The sequence below is a fragment of the Hymenobacter sp. BRD128 genome (assembly GCF_013256625.1).
Lineage (GTDB): Bacteria > Bacteroidota > Bacteroidia > Cytophagales > Hymenobacteraceae > Hymenobacter.
The window spans coordinates 1,391,043-1,408,766 of the sequence record NZ_CP053908.1 but is presented as its reverse complement, the minus strand read 5'-3'; the positions used below and the strand labels follow the sequence as shown (position 1 = coordinate 1,408,766).

General features: G+C 63.0%; 16 protein-coding genes and 1 pseudogene. 7 read left to right on the top strand and 10 right to left on the bottom strand.

Annotated elements, in window-relative coordinates:
- Positions 1-2,271, top strand: a complete 2,271-nt coding sequence (locus GKZ68_RS06325; RefSeq protein ID WP_173112113.1) for a xanthine dehydrogenase family protein molybdopterin-binding subunit — start codon at positions 1-3, stop codon at positions 2,269-2,271.
- 68 nt (positions 2,272-2,339) lie between these two features.
- Here GKZ68_RS06325 and GKZ68_RS06320 read toward each other — a convergent pair whose 3' ends face one another.
- From GKZ68_RS06320 to GKZ68_RS06310, 3 genes are read right to left on the bottom strand one after another with little or no spacing between them, the layout of a single operon-like run.
- Positions 2,340-2,777 carry a hypothetical protein gene (locus GKZ68_RS06320; protein WP_173112110.1) on the bottom strand — a complete coding sequence of 146 codons (438 nt, stop codon included), beginning with the start codon at positions 2,775-2,777 and terminating at the stop codon, positions 2,340-2,342.
- A gap of 25 nt (positions 2,778-2,802) precedes the next feature.
- Positions 2,803-3,132, bottom strand: coding sequence for a DUF5615 family PIN-like protein (locus GKZ68_RS06315; RefSeq protein ID WP_173112106.1), 330 nt, complete (start codon positions 3,130-3,132; stop codon positions 2,803-2,805).
- On the bottom strand, positions 3,116-3,355 hold the full coding sequence (locus tag GKZ68_RS06310; protein ID WP_173112102.1) for a DUF433 domain-containing protein: 240 nt from the start codon (positions 3,353-3,355) through the stop codon (positions 3,116-3,118). Before GKZ68_RS06310 ends, GKZ68_RS06315 begins: the two co-directional genes overlap by 17 nt.
- Before the next feature lie 509 nt (positions 3,356-3,864).
- Between GKZ68_RS06310 and purE the strand changes: the two genes are divergently transcribed.
- Together purE and GKZ68_RS06300 are read left to right on the top strand one after the other, a co-directional pair.
- Complete coding sequence (gene purE, locus GKZ68_RS06305; protein ID WP_173112099.1) at positions 3,865-4,398, top strand: 5-(carboxyamino)imidazole ribonucleotide mutase; 534 nt, start codon at positions 3,865-3,867, stop codon at positions 4,396-4,398.
- On the top strand, positions 4,395-5,645 hold the full coding sequence (locus GKZ68_RS06300; protein ID WP_217275322.1) for a 5-(carboxyamino)imidazole ribonucleotide synthase: 1,251 nt from the start codon (positions 4,395-4,397) through the stop codon (positions 5,643-5,645). The genes purE and GKZ68_RS06300 overlap by 4 nt, the downstream gene beginning before the upstream one ends.
- Before the next feature lie 164 nt (positions 5,646-5,809).
- Here GKZ68_RS06300 and GKZ68_RS06295 read toward each other — a convergent pair whose 3' ends face one another.
- The gene (locus GKZ68_RS06295; RefSeq protein ID WP_173112096.1) at positions 5,810-6,703 is read right to left on the bottom strand and encodes an SDR family oxidoreductase; all 894 of its coding nucleotides are present in this window, start codon (positions 6,701-6,703) and stop codon (positions 5,810-5,812) included.
- Between the two features lie 116 nt (positions 6,704-6,819).
- On the bottom strand, positions 6,820-7,716 hold the full coding sequence (locus tag GKZ68_RS06290) for an AraC family transcriptional regulator (protein WP_173112093.1): 897 nt from the start codon (positions 7,714-7,716) through the stop codon (positions 6,820-6,822).
- Positions 7,717-7,943: 227 nt separating this feature from the next.
- Here GKZ68_RS06290 and GKZ68_RS22600 point away from each other — a divergent pair.
- From GKZ68_RS22600 to GKZ68_RS06275, 3 genes and pseudogenes are all read left to right on the top strand, one after another.
- Positions 7,944-8,102, top strand: a pseudogene (locus GKZ68_RS22600) (XdhC family protein); the annotation flags it as partial.
- A 137-nt stretch (positions 8,103-8,239) separates the two neighbouring features.
- Positions 8,240-9,079: an XdhC family protein gene (locus tag GKZ68_RS06280; RefSeq protein ID WP_254244185.1), complete on the top strand. Its 840-nt coding sequence runs from the start codon at positions 8,240-8,242 to the stop codon at positions 9,077-9,079.
- An 86-nt stretch (positions 9,080-9,165) separates the two neighbouring features.
- Positions 9,166-11,091, top strand: coding sequence for a chloride channel protein (locus GKZ68_RS06275; RefSeq protein ID WP_254244184.1), 1,926 nt, complete (start codon positions 9,166-9,168; stop codon positions 11,089-11,091).
- A 27-nt stretch (positions 11,092-11,118) separates the two neighbouring features.
- Here the strand turns inward: GKZ68_RS06275 and GKZ68_RS06270 are convergent, their stop codons facing one another.
- Complete coding sequence (locus GKZ68_RS06270; RefSeq protein WP_173112085.1) at positions 11,119-13,593, bottom strand: outer membrane beta-barrel family protein; 2,475 nt, start codon at positions 13,591-13,593, stop codon at positions 11,119-11,121.
- 390 nt (positions 13,594-13,983) lie between these two features.
- Between GKZ68_RS06270 and GKZ68_RS06265 the strand changes: the two genes are divergently transcribed.
- Positions 13,984-14,316: a hypothetical protein gene (locus GKZ68_RS06265; protein WP_173112082.1), complete on the top strand. Its 333-nt coding sequence runs from the start codon at positions 13,984-13,986 to the stop codon at positions 14,314-14,316.
- A 51-nt stretch (positions 14,317-14,367) separates the two neighbouring features.
- Here the strand turns inward: GKZ68_RS06265 and GKZ68_RS06260 are convergent, their stop codons facing one another.
- From GKZ68_RS06260 to GKZ68_RS06250, 4 genes are all read right to left on the bottom strand, one after another.
- Positions 14,368-14,871 (bottom strand): ankyrin repeat domain-containing protein, encoded by a 504-nt coding sequence (locus GKZ68_RS06260; protein ID WP_173112079.1) that lies wholly within the window; start codon positions 14,869-14,871, stop codon positions 14,368-14,370.
- Between the two features lie 61 nt (positions 14,872-14,932).
- Positions 14,933-15,601: a M20/M25/M40 family metallo-hydrolase gene (locus tag GKZ68_RS21935; RefSeq protein WP_254244183.1), complete on the bottom strand. Its 669-nt coding sequence runs from the start codon at positions 15,599-15,601 to the stop codon at positions 14,933-14,935.
- Positions 15,573-16,370: a M20/M25/M40 family metallo-hydrolase gene (locus GKZ68_RS21930; protein ID WP_254244182.1), complete on the bottom strand. Its 798-nt coding sequence runs from the start codon at positions 16,368-16,370 to the stop codon at positions 15,573-15,575. The genes GKZ68_RS21935 and GKZ68_RS21930 overlap by 29 nt, the downstream gene beginning before the upstream one ends.
- A gap of 150 nt (positions 16,371-16,520) precedes the next feature.
- Positions 16,521-17,690, bottom strand: a complete 1,170-nt coding sequence (locus tag GKZ68_RS06250; protein ID WP_173112076.1) for an NAD(P)/FAD-dependent oxidoreductase — start codon at positions 17,688-17,690, stop codon at positions 16,521-16,523.
- Positions 17,691-17,724 lie beyond the last annotated feature (34 nt).

Here is a 17,724-nt window from a genome sequence, read left to right as displayed (position 1 = left end):
ATGAGCCAGACTATTGCCGCCCCGCCTACCGTGCGCCTCGACAGCGACGTGATTGGCAAACCTATTAATCGCACCGATGGCCCGGCCAAAGTGAGCGGCGCGGCCAAGTACGCCGCCGAGTTTGGCGTGACCGGCCCGCTGTGGTACGGCTACATCGTGAGCAGCCCAGTAGCCAAGGGCAAGATTATCAAAATCCACGCCGCCGAGGTGCTGGCTATTCCGGGCGTGCAGCGGGTTTTCTCGCACGAGAATGTGCCCTCGCTAGCCTGGTTCGACCGCAATTACAAGGACGACGTGGCTCCCGGCGGCTCGCCCTTCCGCCCACTGCACGAGCCCGAAATCATGTTCAGCCAGCAGCCGGTGGCGCTGGTAGTGGCCGAGACGTTTGAGCTGGCCCGCTACGCCGCCTCGGTGCTGCGCATCGAGTACGACGTGGAAGAATTTAACACCGACCTGGCGGCCGCTGCCCCCAAAGCATTTGAAGCGCCGAAGGGCAAAACCGGCTTCCTGCCTCCACCCAAGCCCAAGGGCGACATGGAGCAGGCCTACGCCGATGCCCCGCACAAGATGGCTGGCGAGTATGTACACCACGCGCAGCACCACAACCCAATGGAACTGTTCGGGACGACCGTGGACTGGCTGGGCGACGGTAAGAAGATGAAAATCTACGATAAGACCCAGGGCGCGCCCAACGTGCAGCAGTACATCGCCAAGATTTTCGGCCTGAGCAAGGAGGAGGCACGTATTATCTCGAAGTTCACGGGCGGCGGCTTCGGCGCGGGCTTGCGGCCGCAATATCAGGTGTTTCTGGCCGTGATGGCCGCCTTAGAGCTGGAGCATTCGATACGGGTGGTGATGACGCGCTCGCAGATGTTTAGTTTGGGCCACCGCCCCCACACGGTGCAGAATATTCGTCTGGCTAGCGACGACCAGGGCTACCTGCAGGCGATGGAACACAACGCGCTGGGGGAAACTTCGCAGTTCGAGAACGAAACCGAAACGGTGGTGAATTGGTCGGGCATTTCATACACCGTGCCCAACAGCCAGTTCGATTATAAGCTAGCCAAAATTGACGTGAACACGCCGGCCGACATGCGCGCGCCCGGCGCCGCCACCGGCAACTTCGCCATCGAAAGTGCCATTGACGAGCTGTCGTACAAGGCGGGCAAAGACCCGCTCGATTTCCGCCTGCTTAACTACACGTATTCCGACCCTACCGAGAACAAGCCCTTCAGCAGCAAGCGCCTCGACGACTGCTACCACGAAGGCGCCGCCCGCTTCGGCTGGGAGCAGCGCAACCCCGCGCCCCGCTCGATGCGCGACGGCAACCTGCTGGTAGGCTGGGGCGTAGCCGCGGGCTGCTGGGATGCCTCCATGCAGAAAGCCGAAGCCAAGGCGGTAATTTCGGCCAACGGCCACCTCACCGTGCGCAGCGCCACCAATGACCAGGGCGCGGGTACTTACGTGATTATGACCCAGATGGCTGCCCAAACCCTCGGGCTGCCGATGGCGCAGGTCACCTTCGAGCTCGGCGATACCGAGATGCCCGCCGCTCCTATCCAGGGTGGCTCCTGGACGGCCAACTCGGTGGGTGCCGCCGTGCAGAATGCCTGCCAGGAGCTCGGCAAAAAGCTGCTCAAACTGGCCCAACAACTGGACGACTCGCCCCTAGCCGGCGTGAACTTTGAGGACGTGCAGTTTGCCGACGGCCACATCCGCGCCAATGAGGACATCAGCCGCACGGTTGCCATCGCCGACATTCTGGCAGCGAGCGGCGAAGCCAAAATCGAAGCCGACGGTAAGGCCGGCCCGAACCCGATTAACATGCTGAAGTACTCGATGCACTCGCACAACGCGGCCTTCGTGGAAGTGAAAGTGGACGAGGACCTGGGCACCGTGCACGTCACGCGCGTGGTAAACGCCGTGGCCGCCGGCCGCATCATGAACCCCAAAACCGCCCGTAGCCAGGTGCTGGGCGGCACGGTTTGGGGCATCAGCATGGCCCTGATGGAGGAGGCCTACCTCAACAACGACCTGGGCCGCTACATCAACCACAACTACGCCGAGTACCACATCCCGGTGAATGCGGACATTCACAAAATCGACGTAATTTTTGTGGAGGAGGAAGACGACATCGCCAGCCCCATCGGCGTCAAAGGTGTCGGCGAAATCGGGATGCTGGGCGTAGCCGCCGCCATCGCCAACGCCGTGTACCACGCCACCGGCAAGCGCGTCCGCGAATTACCGCTGACGATTGATAAGCTGCTGTAAGATTTGGATTAGGTTAAATAGCAAAGCGCCCCGTAGCCGATTGGCTGCGGGGCGCTTTGCTATTTAACCTAATCTTGTTTTTCATTTACCTGAATTTCACCTTCCCAAAAACAGCCCACTAGACAATTGGTGTATGGGTCAGTGCCATTATAATTTAAGCACCACTGCCAATCAACGATTTCTACGTTCGTTGGGAATAACAAACTAAAATTATTATCGAATCCGATTTTCAGGTTATACAACTCATCAAGTTCTACGCCAACAATGTCTCTTCTCATAGCAGCAGCAACTATGGCACACTTACTAATATAACCTTTGTCAACTGTCGTTTTAAAGTGAGAATAATTATTCTCAAAAAACTTGTTGAGATAATCCTCGTCTCCTGATATTACCTCTTGAGCCACTAACCAATAGCCATCGATATACAAATTCCAGGTATCACCTACACTGAATCTTGATATAAAAGAGCCAATTAGCTTACTTTTGAGTACTTCGAGTGCCTGCATCTTTAGTGTTAAAACCAGACAAAAGCTATTCTGCTTGAATCACCAACGGTCCATTCAACAAATTCCCCTTTATCAATGCAGCATTGACTTGAGCCGAAAGCAGCGTGAGTACCGCGTAAGTATTTGCAGGAGCGTTTAGCACAAAAACCGTGAGCGTGTATTTCTGAAAATTCTGCTGGTATTGCAAATTTTTGTCAAACGTGAGCAAGGCGTCAAAGTCGTCAGCTACCATTAATTCCAGCAGTTTGCCATTCTTGATGCCGTTCCAGCCTTTATCGCGCACCGTAAAAACCTCGTGCTCGGGAAAGTCTAACTTCAGCTTCTTCGGCAGGTTCTCATCAAGCAGCAGCCGCATATAATTGCACTACATTCTTGGCGGTAAGGAGCTTAGTAGCCATATCCAGCAAGGCTATGGCCTGCGCTCTGGTAACAGTGGGAAAGTCGTCTAAGAACTCATCCAGCGGTATGCCCGCTTCCAGATGGTCAAATAAGGTTTCTACTGGTACGCGCGTACCCGCAAATACAGGTTGACCACCGAGTATATCCGGGTCAGTAGTTATCAGGTCGGCGACGTTCATTGCTTACACTAGTTACTTTTTAGGCGCTGGAAACTTCGGCGGGCCGGCTTTTTCAAGAAGGGCGTTGACTTTTGCTAGCAGCTCAGGAAATAGAACGACGTTGTCGTATTTGTCAAGGCTAGGGTCAATCCGAATATTGGGCACCTTAGACTTCTCCATAGCGAGCGTTTTTCGGAGTACTACCGCCAATGCTTAGCGTCATGGCGTTTGCGGTTAGGTGCCTAAAACTACTATAAAACGCCTCGAAACTACAGAGTTCCGAGGCGTTTTACTTTTCGCTGGCAAGGTGTTTTTCAGGTTTCGCCCAAATTCTAGGCTGCCACGCAGACGGCACCAGTAAATTTGTGGCCGTGGTGACGGCCTTTCCAGTGAATGCCCGTTACCCTGGCGGGATGATGCGCAGCCCGGTAGCTGGCTGCCCGGCGGCGGGGGCTAGCCCGCGCTGACGTCCGCAATCCCGCTTTTTTCGACCACTCAGGGCTACCCTGCCCCTTACGATAAGGCTCACTATGAGTACTCTTGCTACCCCCGACGCCCCCAGCCCCCGCGCTACCCCCGGCCAGCCAGTGATTGGCGTGGTCATGGGCTCCAGCAGCGACTGGGACACCATGCAGCACGCCGTGCAGATTCTCACGCAGTTTGGCGTGGCCCACGAAGCGCGCGTGGTATCGGCCCACCGCATGCCCGACGACTTGTTTGCCTACGCCGAGCAGGCCGGCCCGCGGGGCTTGCAAGCCATCATTGCCGGGGCGGGCGGGGCCGCCCACTTGCCGGGCATGCTAGCCGCCAAAACGACGGTGCCCGTGCTGGGGGTGCCGGTGGCCAGCCGCCACTTACAGGGCGTCGATTCGCTGCACAGCATCGTACAGATGCCCAAGGGGATACCGGTGGCCACGTTTGCCATCGGCACGGCCGGGGCAGCCAATGCCGCGCTGTTCGCCGTGAGCCTCCTGGCCCTGCACGACCCGGAGCTGGCGACCAAATTGCGGGCCTTCCGCGCCGACCAAACCGAGGCCGCCCGCGCCATGACCCTGCCCGTATGAGCGCCGCTACACACGCGGCGACGATGACGCCGATTTTTCCGGGTAGCCGGGATGCCGCCGGCCGACCGGCTACCCTAGGGGTGCTGGGGGGCGGCCAGTTGGGCCGGATGTTTGTGCACGCCGCCCAGCGCTTAGGCTACTTCACCGCCGTGCTGGAGCCCGACGCGCAAAGCCCGGCCGGGCTGGTGAGCCACCACCACATTCAGACCGCTTACGACGACCCGGCTGGCCTGGCGCAGCTAGCCGACCTATGCCAAGCCATCACCACCGAGTTTGAAAACGTGACGGCCCAGGCCCTGCACACGCTGGCGCAAACCCGGCCCGTGGCGCCGGGCGCGGCCGTGGTGGGCATTGCCCAAAACCGCATCGAGGAAAAAGCCCACTTCGCGGCCTGCGCCGAGGTGTCGGGGGTGAGCTGCGCGCCCTACGCGGTGCTGGAAACGCCGGACCACCTGCAAACCGTGCTAGCCGAGCGGGCCGATTTGCTGCCCGGCATCCTGAAGACCGCGCGCCTGGGCTACGACGGCAAGGGCCAAATCCGGGTGAAGACCGCCGCCGAGCTGGCCGCCGCCTGGGCCGAGCTGGGCAACGTGGCCTGCGTGCTGGAAAAGATGCTGCCGCTCACCGCCGAGTGCTCGGTGCTGGTAGCCCGCGGCTGGGATGGGCAGGTTGTGAGCTTCGCCCCGCAGCGCAACGTGCACGAGGCGGGCATTCTGGCTGTGACCCACGCCTACGAGGGCGCGGTGCCCCCGGCCCTGGCCGAGCGGGCGCGCGAGGCGGCCATCGCCATCGCGCAGCACATCAACTACGTTGGAGTGCTGTGCGTCGAGTTTTTTGTGGTGGACAACGGCAGCGCGCACGGCGGCCTGGTAGTCAACGAGATGGCTCCGCGCCCGCACAACAGCGGCCACTACACCATCGACGCCTGCGACGCCTCGCAGTTTGATTTGCAAGTGCACGCGATGGCGGGCCTGCCCCTACCCCAGCCGCGCCAGCACTCGCCGGCCATCATGCTCAATCTACTAGGCGACGTGTGGTTCGGCCCCGACGGCCAGCCGCGCGAGCCGGACTGGTACGCCGTGCTGAGTCTGCCCGGCACGCACCTGCACCTGTATGGCAAGCTGGAAGCCCGCGCCGGCCGCAAGATGGGCCACCTCACAATCACCGGGCCGGATGTAGCCAGCGTTAAAACCACGGCGCGCCGCGCGGCGGAGCTACTCGGCTTGCCGGGACTGGATGCTATTTAGGTAGTAGCATTTTTGAGGAACCGAAAAACCCGTTTGTCATGCTGAGCTTGCGAAGCATCTCGCCCGCCGCGTTAGGAATACTACCCTAGCAGCGCAAGCGAGATGCTTCGCAAGCTCAGCATGATAAGCGGGTTTTTGCTTTACTTCTTGAACAGCTTTACAAACTATTCTCTGGTATTTCCAAAAGCCGCCGCGAACTCCTGGGCAAATTCTTCCAGCTTCACCCTACCTAGGGCGGGCTTGTGCTGCGCGTAGTCCTCGGCCAGGGCGCTGCTGCTCATGCTGGCGTAGATGTCCACAATGTCGGCGGCGGTGCTGGCGGGCAGGCCATTTTGGAGGAGGTTGGCGCGCATTTGCTCGTCGGTGAAGGCGACCCAGCGCAGGTCGGGCCGGCCGATGGCGGCGCCCAGGGCTTGGGCTACCTCGTCCTGGGTGCGCTCGTCGCTGGCTACGTAGCGGACGGTGCGGCCGGCCGGGGCAGATTTGCCCAATTCCTCGGCGGCCGCGGCGGCGATGTCGCGGGGGTGCACCAGCGCCACCCGGTAGCTGCCGGGGCAGTTGGCTCCCATAAAACCAGCGCCCTTTATCATGCCCACGAAACCGTAGTAGTTGGTATAGAAGGACGTGGGACGCAGGTGGGTGAGCGCCAGGCCCGGCACCCTGGCCAGGATTTCCTCCACATCGTGCGAGCCCAGAATGCCGCCGGTGCCGTGGTCGCGGTGCGCGCCCCAGCTGCTGAGCTGCACCACCCGCCGCACGCCCGCCTGCCCGATGGCCTGCGCGTAGTGGCGGCCGATGCGCTGGAAATACGCCCGCGAATCGGGCTCGCGGTGGCCGCCCCCTATCATGGCATACAGAGCATCGGCCCCGGCGCAGGTGGCGGCCAGGAAGTCCGCATCTTCAAACGAGCCAATGGCGGCGGTGGCCCCCAGGGCTTCGATGGCGGCCCGGCGCTCGGGCTGGCTGCTGATGACTGTGACGGTGTGGCCCTGCTGCACTAGCGCGGTGGCGAGCGGCTGGCTGACGTTCCCGAGGGAACCAGTGACAATTATTTTCATAGTGCAAAGCTGCGGCTGGCTAGGGTGCGGTGGAAGGGCAAAAGGGCGGGAAGATTGGGCCAAAGGGCGGGGGTAGCGCGGACGTTCAGTCCGCGAGTAATGGCTTGCTTCCTTTACTATCCACTCGCAGACTGAACGTCCGCGCTACTGCGCTGCCGATACCCGGCCGGCGACACGCCGGTATTATTCCGAAAAAACCGGCCGAACGCCGACTGGTCGGCGAAGTGCAGCGTGTCCGCAATCTGGGCGATGGTGAGGGCGGGGTTTTGCAGCAGCACGCGGGCTTCAAGCAGCACGGCTTCGGCCAGCCAGGCTACGGCGCGCTTGCCGGTGGCTTCCTTCACGGTTTCGGCGAGGTGCTTGGGGCTGATGCACAGCTTATCGGCGTAGAATGCCAGGCTGCGCTCGGCGGCGTAATGGGTGTTAACCAGCTTCTTAAAATCGGCGGCAATGAGCTGGCTGCGCGTTTGGATGGTATTCGGCGCAGGGTGCTGCGCGCTGTAGATGGGCGCCGTTTCGTGCAGCAAAATGTGGATGAGGCTGCGCAGAATCTCCTCGCGGTAGGCGTGCGGCGCGTCGTATTTCTGCGCGATGGTGTGCAGCAGGGCCGTGATACTCGCCGCTTCAGTGGGGGGTAGGGTAAACACGTGGCGGGCGTCGCGCTCGAAGAACGCAAACGCATCCAGGTTTAGCCCGCCGCCCGCCGAAATGAACTCCTTGGTAAAGAAAATGCTCAGCGAGTCACAGTCGTCCGACATAAATGGCCACTGTTTGATGACGTAGGGCGAGAGCACCATCAGCGAATCGGGCCCTAGGTCATAGGTTTCGAGGTTGACTTGCAGGCGGGCGCTGCCGCGCAGCACGATGCCGATTTTATAATAATCGCTGCGATACGGCAGGTTGATAGGCAGGTGCGGCGCCGTAGAATTTGGCCCCAGAAAAAACACGGCGGCCGGTTTTTCCGTGGCTTCGGCAAGAGCAGGTAGCTGATAAACGGGGACGTTGGCGGTCATACAGGGCAAAGTACTCGCGGCTGGTCGAGAAGCAAACAGCCGCCGGTGCTGCAGCGCGCAGCGAAGCATCTCGCGTGGCCAGTAACCAGTGACGATTGCAACCGCTGCGCGCTGCAGCACCTTCGTTAAGTTACAACCTCTGGCCGGAAACCCTACCTCTGGCCGGGCGGTTCACATAACCCCGCCCCGCTCTGGGGCGTACTGCCTACCCAGCCTTTTCCGCTCCGATGACCGAACTTCAACGCCTGCTTCTCGCCTACGACCAGCACCGGGCGGCCCGCCGCCCCTGCGCGCTGGCTACCGTGGTCGAAGTACTGGGCTCGGCCTACCGCCGCCCCGGCGCCCGTATGCTCGTGACCGAAGATGGCGAGTTGACCGGGGCCATCAGCGGGGGTGCCTGGAGGGCGACGCCCGGCAGCGGGCGCGGCGGGCCATTTTTCAGGGCGAGCCGGCGCTCGTCACTTACGACACCCGCGACGAGGACGACCCGCGCCACGGCCTCGGGCCCGGCTGCCAGGGCGTGGTGCGCATCTTGCTCGAGCCCTTGCATTTTGATAATGCTGACAACCCGCTGGAGCTGCTGCGCGGCTTCGCCCAGCACCCTAGCCCCGCCGTGCTGGCTACCGTGTTTGCAACCGATGCCAGCGGGCTGAAAGCCGCCGTGGGCCAACGGGTGCTGCTTTCCGAAACGGGCGTAGTGCGCGGCACGCCGCTGCTGGCCGCCCCGCTGGCGGCCGCCGCCCATGCCACGCTGGCGCAGGGCCAGTCGCGGGTGCTGGATATTGAAACCGATGCCGGCGCGGTGCGGGCTTCGCTCGAAGTTCTGACGCCGCCGCTGCGGCTGGTGGTGTACGGCGCCGGCAACGACGCCCAGCCGCTGGTGCACCTGGCGGCTTCGCTAGGGTGGCACATTACAGTAGTCGATGGCCGGCCCAACCTGGCCACCGCCGCCCGCTTCCCCGAGGCGGCCGAGGTGCGCATCGTGCCCGTGCGCGAGCTCGAAACTGCCACGCCCGACCCGCTAGCCTACCACGTGCTGCTCAGCCACAACTACGCCTACGACTTGGCCGCGCTGCAAACCCTGCTGGTTTCGCCCGCGCCCTATATCGGGCTGCTAGGCCCCAGGCTCAAGGCCCAGCGCCTGCTCGATGAGCTGGCCGCCTTTCCGGCCGCCCAGGTGCAGCAGCTGCGCCAGCGCCTGCGCAGCCCCATCGGCCTCGACCTGGGTAGCGAAACCCCCGAGGAAATTGCCCTGGCCATCGTGGCCGAAATTCAGGCGCAGCGCAGCGGGCGCCAGGGGCGGCCGCTGCGCGAGCGGGCCGGCACGGTACACGTGCCGGCCACCAGTACAACTACCAGATGACTTGCGTTTTGCGGTGAACGGGTAGACTACTACCAGCTTTATAGCGTAGACCCAGGTGCGGTGTTCTACGCCAGGTCATCTTTATTTTGAAGTACCCTATCGGCGTAGGCATTGCCTTTATGAAGCACCCTACGCTAGCCCACACAGGTATCCCAATTGCCCCCTCCCTCGATTTTACCCTGGCTGATGATGGGGTGCGGCCCCGCGTGACGCCCGATAAGCAACGGCTGGTGCGCCTGTCGGCGCTGGCGGTACTGGTGGCCCTCACTATCAGCATAGTGGCGCGGGGGCTGGTGTATCTGATTAACCTCGTGACCAACCTGGTATTTCACGGCGAAGTTTCGCTGGCCTACCACAGCCCGGCCGATAACCACCTCGGCTGGTGGGTGGTACTAATGCCAGTTCTGGGTGGCCTGGTGGTGAGCCTAATGGCTCTCTACGGCTCCAAGGCCATCCGGGGCCACGGCATTCCGGAGGCAATGGAGCAGATTCTGACCAACCAGAGCCGCATCAAGCCGTCCATTATGTACCTCAAGCCGCTGTCGGCCGCGGTGTCGATTGGCACCGGGGGGCCGTTTGGGGCCGAGGGGCCGATTATTGCCACGGGCGGGGCGCTGGGCTCTACGCTGGGCCAGCTCATTCCCATCACTCACCACGAGCGCAAGGTGCTGCTGGCGGCGGGGGCTACGGCCGGCATGTCGGCCATTTTTGGCACGCCCATCGCGGCGGTTTTTCTGGCTATCGAGCTGCTGCTGTTCGAGTTTTCGCCCCGCTCGCTACTGCCGGTGGCGCTGGCCTGCATTACGGGGGCGGCGGGCCACCACCTGCTGTTTGAGCAGGGACCGGTGTTTGAAATGGCGGCGCTGGCGGCGCCCAGCAATGCGGCGCTGGCTACGTACAGCGCCATTGGACTGGTAATCGGCCTGGCGGCGGTGCTGATTACCAAGCTAGTTTACTTCATCGAAGACCTATTTGAAAAGCTGCCACTGCACTGGGGCTGGTGGCCGGCGCTGGGCGGCCTGGCTGTGGGCATTATTGGCTATTTTGCCCCGCACACACTGGGCGTGGGCTATGAGAATATCTCCACCGTGCTTTCGGGTACAGCTCCGCTGAACTTGCTGCTAGCCCTCTGCTTTTTGAAATTCGCGTCGTGGGCCATTTCGCTGGGCAGCGGCACCTCGGGCGGCACGCTGGCCCCGCTGCTCACCATCGGCGGAGCGGCCGGCGCCCTATTGGGCCTAGCCGTGCGACACTTCTTTCCAGCTTCCGACATTACGCTGCCGCTGGCGGCGCTGGTGGGTATGGCGGCTATGTTTGCGGGAGCCTCACGGGCGCTGCTTACTTCCATCGTCTTTGCCGTAGAGTCGACGGGGCAGGCCCAGGCGCTGCTGCCGCTGCTGGGAGCGTGCACAGGGGCCTACCTGGTGTCATTTCTGCTGATGGGTAACACCATTATGACCGAGAAGATAGCCCGCCGGGGCGTCAAAACGCCGGTTGACTACGAGCCTGACCTGCTCGACAAAGTACGCGTGGAGCGCGTGCTGCAAAGCTCAATGATAGCCATCAGCACCGACAACACCATTGGCGAGGTGCGCGAATGGACCGAGCGCGAGCCCGAGCGCACCACCCCGCACTTGGTGATGGTGCACCCCGATGGCACGTTTGCCGGCATCCTGAGCCTGCTCACGCTGGCTAGCTGGCACGCCGACGACACCGCGCCCATCAGCACCCTGCTGGAGCCGCGTACCACCGCCGTGCTGGCCACCGATTCGCTGCGCACCGCCGTCGAACGCATGGCCCGTGAGGGAGTTGACGTGCTGCCCGTACTTGCCACTGGCGACCAGCCGCAGGTAAGCGGCGTTATCTCCTACCGCGACATTCTGGCGGCGTACCGCAATCGCCTGGAAGATGATGGCAAGCGAGCACCGCACATTCTGCTTAAGCGCAAGAGCCTGCGGGTGCTGCTGCGGGGCCAGGCGCTGTTTCAGAGGCAGCGCTCGGGGGCGCAGTAGCCGCATCCGCAACCGGCTTTACTGCCGCTACTCGAACCCGCGCCCGGTGTCCTCTTTTTCCTCCTTGCGCTTCGACTTGGCGGCCTCGCCATCGCGGCCGAAGCGGTAGCTGAAATTGAGGAAGGCTACCCGCGACTCGCGCTTGTTGTAGCTCTGCGAATCGAGGCCGGCAGCGTAGGCCAGAAAGTTGTATTGCAAGGTGTTGAACACGTCCGACACGCGCAGCGTGAGCGTGCCGCGGTCTTCGGGCAGGAAGGTGTATTTGGCGGCGGCATCCACGTTGAACGAGGTGAGGCGGCGGCCCTGGGCCGTGACCACCGGCGAGCGGTAGTTGAGCGACACCTGCACGTCGAACTTCTTGGTGAGCGTGAAGGTCGAGTTGAGGCGGGCGGTGCCCACGATGTTGCTGTTAGTGTAATCCGAATTAGTCACCGTGGTGCGCACGAGGCGCCGGAAAGTTGAGGCCGAGCCGCTCACCTTCCACCACGCCGCCAGGGGTAAGCTGCCCACCAGCTCCAGGCCATAGTTGGTTTCCTGGCCGATGTTGAGGCGGGTGCTGCTCGTGACCTGGTTGCCGGTGAGCGGGTCGGTGATAACCTGGCGGAAGCTGGTAATCGTTTGCAGCTCCCGGCTGTAAAAGCCCGTCACGGCCACCGAGGCTTTGTTGGCAAAGCCTTTTTGGTAGCCCAACTCGGCCTGGCCTTCGTACTCGGGCAGCAGGGCGGGGTTGCCGGCGCGCAGATTTAGCGGGTCGGAGCGGTCGAGGAAGGGATTGAGCTCGCCCTGGTTGGGGCGCTGCACCCGGCGCGAGTAGCTGAGCTGCACCTGGCGCTCCTTGGGCAGCTCGTAGGCCAGCGTGCCGCTCGGAAACAGATTGAGGTAGCTGCGGCTAAACTCCTCGCCCGTCAGCTGTTGCTGGCCGTGGGTGTTGGTTTGCTCCAGGCGCAGGCCGGCCTGGTAGTGCAGCTTGCCGCGCTCGCCGCCCAGGCTGGCGTAGGCTGCCTGCACGTATTCCTGATACAGAAACACCGACTGCTGCGTGAGCGCCGGGCTGGTGCTGCTGAAGTCGTAGCGGTTGTCGGAGCGCTGCCAGGTGCTCTTGAGGCCCGTTTCAAAGCGCCCCTTCTCCCCTAGCGGCTGCGTAAAATCGACCTGCGCCGCACCCTGGTGCAGGTAAGTATGAAAGGCCTGCTGCTGGGTAGCTAGCGTGCCATCGCCCAGGTAGCGCAGGTTGGCGGCCAGGGCATTGTCGGCAGATAGGGGCGTGTACACGGCGCCGGCCGTGAGCTCGCGGCCGGGCCTAGCGGGCCAGCTGCGGCGGTAGTCGAAAGTAAAATCAGCCGAGTTGTTACGGCCTAGGCTGGCATTCTGGCGGTCATTGGTGCCCACGTACACCGGCTGGCCGAGCGTGAGGTCCTGCTGGCGCGAGAGAATAATTTCGTCGTTCTGATAACTATTGAAGCGCGGCTGGGCGGCCAGCGTCAGCGTCTGGTCGTGGGGCAGGGCGTATTCCAGGCCCACGCGCACGGCGTGCGAGGTCTGGGTGGCTAGCCCATCGCGGCCCTGGTGCAGGAACAGCGTGTGGGCATCGGTGGTCGGCAGGCCGGTGGCGGGGTCCGTTACCGGGCCGATGGTGGTCTGGTCGAGGCTGCTGTTGGTGAAGCGCTGGTCGTAGCGGAAGTCATACGAGCCAAATATATTAAGCTTGCCCCGGCGGTAATTCAGCGTGAGCGAGGTATTGTACTTATTGCGCGTGCCTACTCCGGCCGCAGCCACGCCATTGAGGCCGTCGCGCTGGTTTTTCTTGAGAATGATGTTGATAATACCGGCCGAGCCTGCCGCGTCGTAACGGGCCGAGGGGTTGGTAATAACTTCAATGCGGTCGATGCTGCTGGCCGGAATCTGGTCGAGGCTACCCCCACCCGCGCCGCCCGCCGCGCCGGTCGGCTTGCCATCGATGAAGATGGTGACGCCGCTTTTGCCGCGCAGGCTCACGGCGCCGGTCTGGTCCACGGCCACCGAGGGCACGTTTTGGAGCACATCGGTGGCCGTGCCGCCCACGGCGGTGAGGTCCTTGGCCACGTTCACCACCCGCTTATCAAGGTCAGTCGTGACGGGCGGGCGCTCGCCCTGCACCACTACTTCGGTGAGCTGGGTAGCGGCCGGGCGCAGACGCAGCGTGCCGAGCTGCGCCACCGGCGCGGCCGTAGTTAGGCTCAGCTGGCGCTGGCCCACGCGGTAGCCCAGCACATTAGCGCGCAATACATAAGACCCTAGCCGCAGCTTTTCGAGGGCAAACGCGCCGGCCTCGGTGGTCTGGGCATCGGCTACGGCCGTAGAGTCGGGCAGGTGCAGCACTACCACGGAGGCGAAGGGAATAGGCTGACCGGTGGCCGCATCGAGCAGCGTGCCGCGCACGGCGCCGCTCTGGGCCTGGGCTAGGGTGGGTGCGCCCAGCAGCACCAAGGCTAGCAGCCCGGTTATTCTTTCAATAAAGGACATGAATAATTTTCTCTAAAAGCGCCCGAAACTACCGGCCGATTCTGTGGCGATTTGGACAGCGCAGGAGGAGTTTACCTTCTTTGACGCCATACGTTTGCTTAGCGCTGGCTTCCTTTACCACCACTCCTTAGTGCTGCCACACGCTCATTCTATTATTTCTGGACCTGCCGCCCCCTCGATGCGACGGTCGGGGCCGAGCGACTGCTCGAACAACTCTGGCGCGCTCAACTGGGCGCCTATTATCCCCTACCCCGCCAACGACGGCCCACCTGCACCACCACTTGCAGGCGTACTTTGCCTACTGCAAGCACCGGCGCCAGGCTTCGGCAAACTCTCTATTTATCCAACCAGCTATTTTTATTTGCTAATCCCCACTACAGTGTCCAGTTGTTGGGGAGTAATACAATTATCATCAACAACGTCGGTATTTTCGAGCCTAAGAGCCCTTCGAGCGAGATGATGCACTACGGCGTGGCCAAAACCGCCCAACTGGCCGCATCGCGCGGCCTGGCCGAGCTTACCAAGGGCATTAACGTAACTGTAACCTCATTACTGCCCGGCCCCGCGGCCTCGGAGGACGCGGAAGGTTTTGGGGAGAAGCTAGCCGGCGAAGGCAAAACCCGCGAAGAGACCGAGCACGAGTTTTTTCGCGATGCGCGGCCCTCATCGCTGCTCCAGCGTTTTATCACGGTGGAGAAAACTGCCAGCACCGCCGCCTACTAGCTGCGCCAGATTTAAGTTTTAGTAAGCAGCCTTGCTCCCAAGCATTAGTCATTAATCCTCTTGTTCGGGGCCGCCGAGCAGCTTCCAGGCTACTTCGTTGCCTTGCTGGCCGGCGAGGTGCAGGGCCGACATGCCCCGGTAATCGTGGATGGAGGCGTCGGCGCCGGCGTCGAGCAGGATTTTTACGATTTCGTTGCGGCCAAAGAGAGTGGCAAACATGAGGGCCGTGCCCCCGTTGCCGTTGCGCAAGTCGAGGCTGGCGTGGCGCTCGATGAGCAGGCGCGCAATGTCGGCGTAGCCCTTAAAACTCACACCCATGAGGGCCGAGTTGCCGCTGGCATCCTGCAGATTGGGGTTGGCGCCGGCATCGAGCAGGGCGCGGGCCGCATCGAGGTGGTTGTCGTAGGTAGCTAGGATGAGGGCAGTGTAGCCCTTGCCATTCTGGGCGTTGAGGTAGACCTGCGGGTTTTGCAGCAGGTCTTTGATATCGGCCACGTCGCCGCGCCGGGCGGCGTCGAAGAGCAGTTCGTTGAGTTGGGCGGAGGTGGGAGACATGGCGTTTTTGGAATTCGGAACTGCTACGACAAACCGGGGGCGCGGGATGTTTGGCGGCAGTTTATTGCAGGTTTTTAATCAGCGCGGCGTAGAAGCGAATAACCTCCTGGTAGGCGCTGGGGTGCAGGCGCTCGTTGGTGCCGTGCAGGCTTTCGATGGCCGCCTGGTCCATGAGCAGGGGCATGAAGCGGTAAGTCGCCTGCGGGCAGAGGCTGGCGTAGGCGCGGGCATCGGTGGTGCCTACCACCACGTAGGGTGCCACCAAGGCCTGCGGAAAAACGCTTTTGATAGTGCGGGTGAGCGTGGCAAACGCCGCATTATCAGTGCCCGACACGGGCGAGGCGGCGCGGCCTGCGCCTACTATTTTTACTTGCACTAGCGGGTCGTTGATAATTTCTTTGACCCGCCGCACCACAGCCCCGACCGAGTCGCCGGGCAGCAGCCGAAAATTGACGGTGGCCGTAGCCCCGCTGGGCAGCACGTTGTCTTTGTCGCCGCCCCGGATGATGGTAGGGGCCGTGGTGGTGCGCAGCGCCGCATTGCCTGAGGGCGTGGCCGCCAGCGATTTCTGAATGAGCGGCCCAAACAGCCATTGATTAGCAAAAACGAGCCGCTTGCCAAACGGCACGGCCGGGGCCAGGTAGGCGAGCAGGCCGCTCACGCCGCCATTGAGCCTAGCCGGAAAGGGCTCGGCTTCGAGCCTAGCCACGGCGGCGGCCACCCGGCCCACGCTCGTGAGCGCGGGCCGGGTGGCCGCCCGGCCCGGTGGCCGCCAGCTCCAGACTGAGGTAGCCCTTTTCGCTCACGCCCACCAGCGCCACGGGCTGGGTGAGGCCGGCCACGCCATCGGCTTTCACGAGGCCGCCCTCGTCGAGTACCAGTTCGAGCTGCGGGTGCTGGGTTTTGAGCAGCGCGGCCAGGGCCGTGGCGCCGCGCAGACCCAGGGTTTCTTCGTCGTGGCCGAAGGCGAGCAGCACCGTGCGCCGGGGCCGCAGGCCAGCGCGCAGCAGGGCTTCCACGGCTTCGAGCTGGCCCAGCACGTTGAGCTTGTCATCGAGTGCGCCGCGGCCGTAGAGGTAGCCGCCGGCCTGCTGGCCGGCAAAGGGCGGGCGCGTCCACTGGCTTTCGGTGCCGGGCAGCACGGGCACCACATCCTGGTGGGCCAGCAGCAGCAGTGGCTTCAGGGCCGGGTCGGTGCCGGGCCACTCGTAGAGCAGCCCGTAGTGGTTGACCGTCTGGCGCTTGAGCCGCTGGTGCACGAGCGGAAAGGTGCGCTGCAAATAGGCCTGAAACTGGTCGAAGGGCACGGTGTCCGTCTCGGCATAGTGGCTGCGCGACACCGTGGCAATGCGCAGCGCACCCGCCAGGTGGGCCGTGGCCGAGTCGGGCACCACGGCCACGGCCGGCGCGGCGGGCACCGGGCCAAGCTGGTGGTTGGGCAGGCGCAGCGTGTTGACGAGCAGCACGGCGGCTAGCCCAACGAGAACCAGAAGCAGCACGAGTAGGAAGCGACGCATAGGCCTGTGTTCACTTAAAAGTCGTAACTAAACAAACATTGTGATGCTGACGAAGAAAGCGTTTTGCCAGCGTAGAGTTATATAACTTATCCTGCCAAGATGCTCCTGATAATGCGTGGGATATTCCGCTACTCACCCCACCAGCCGCTGCGCCAGGCGGCGCAGGCCGGGCAGCTGGGCTAGCCGCGTGCCCAGGTTCAGGAGCCAGGGCCGGGTGCCGAGCAGGCGCTGCAAGCGGAAGCTGTGGGCGAGCTGCGGCCCCAGCTGGCGCTGCAATTCCTGGTCGTAGGCCAGCATACTTTCGGCGCTGAAGTCTTGCTTCGCAAAGCATTCGCGGGCCTGCCCGGCCGCCATGATGCCACTGCGGATAGCCAGGTCGATGCCGTGGCCCTGCAAGGGGTCGATGAGCGAGGCGGCATCGCCGCACAGCAGAAAGCGCGCGCCGCTGGCCGGCCGCTGCCGCCCGCCGCCCATGGGCAGCCCGAACCCTTGAATGGGCCCTATCTGGCGCGCCTCACGAAAGCGGCTGGCTAGCCCTGGGTGGGTGGCCAGCTGCTCCAGCAGCAGCTTTTTGAGGTCGATTTTGTGCTTGGAAACCAGTTCGGAGAGGATCCCCAGGCCCACGTTGCAGCGCCCCGCCCCCACCGGAAATAGCCAGAGGTAGCCGGCCAGGTGACTGCGGCTGAAGAAAAACTCAGTAGTGCCGCTCTCGGCGTCGGCCACGTTTTCGAAGTAAGCGCGCACGCCGGCGCTGTGGTGGGCGCGGGCTAGCCGGGGCTCGGGCAGCAGGCGGCGGCCCACCACCGAGTTGGCACCGTCGCAGCCAATGGCGAGGCTAGCCGTGATTTCCTGGCCGCTGGCCAGGTGCAGCCGGGCGCAATCAGCGGTTATTTCAATAGTTTTCAGCGCCGCATTTTCGAGCACTTCGGTGGCGGTGTGCTGGCGCACGAGGGCGAGCAGGGCGGCATCAAAATCGAGGCGCGGACTGTTGAAGGCGGGCAGTTTCCAGTGCAAATAAAAGCTACCGCCGCTGGGCGCCACCAGGCGGCTGCGGTGCACGTCGTCGCGCGGCTCCAGCTGCCACAGCGCCGCCACGTAGGCCGGGTCGAGCTGGCCCAGCGCCTTGAAGGCGTGGCCGGGCACGGCATCGCCGCACACTTTATCGCGCGGGAAAGTGGCCTTATCGAGCAGCGCCACCCGCAGGCCGCTGCCGCGCAGGGCCAGCGCGCAGGCCGTGCCGGCCGGGCCGGCGCCCACGATGGCCACGTCGTAAGCGGGTAAACTGGGAGCAAAAGCAGACACGCGGTAAAGGTAAAAGCCAGCCTGACTTTGGAGC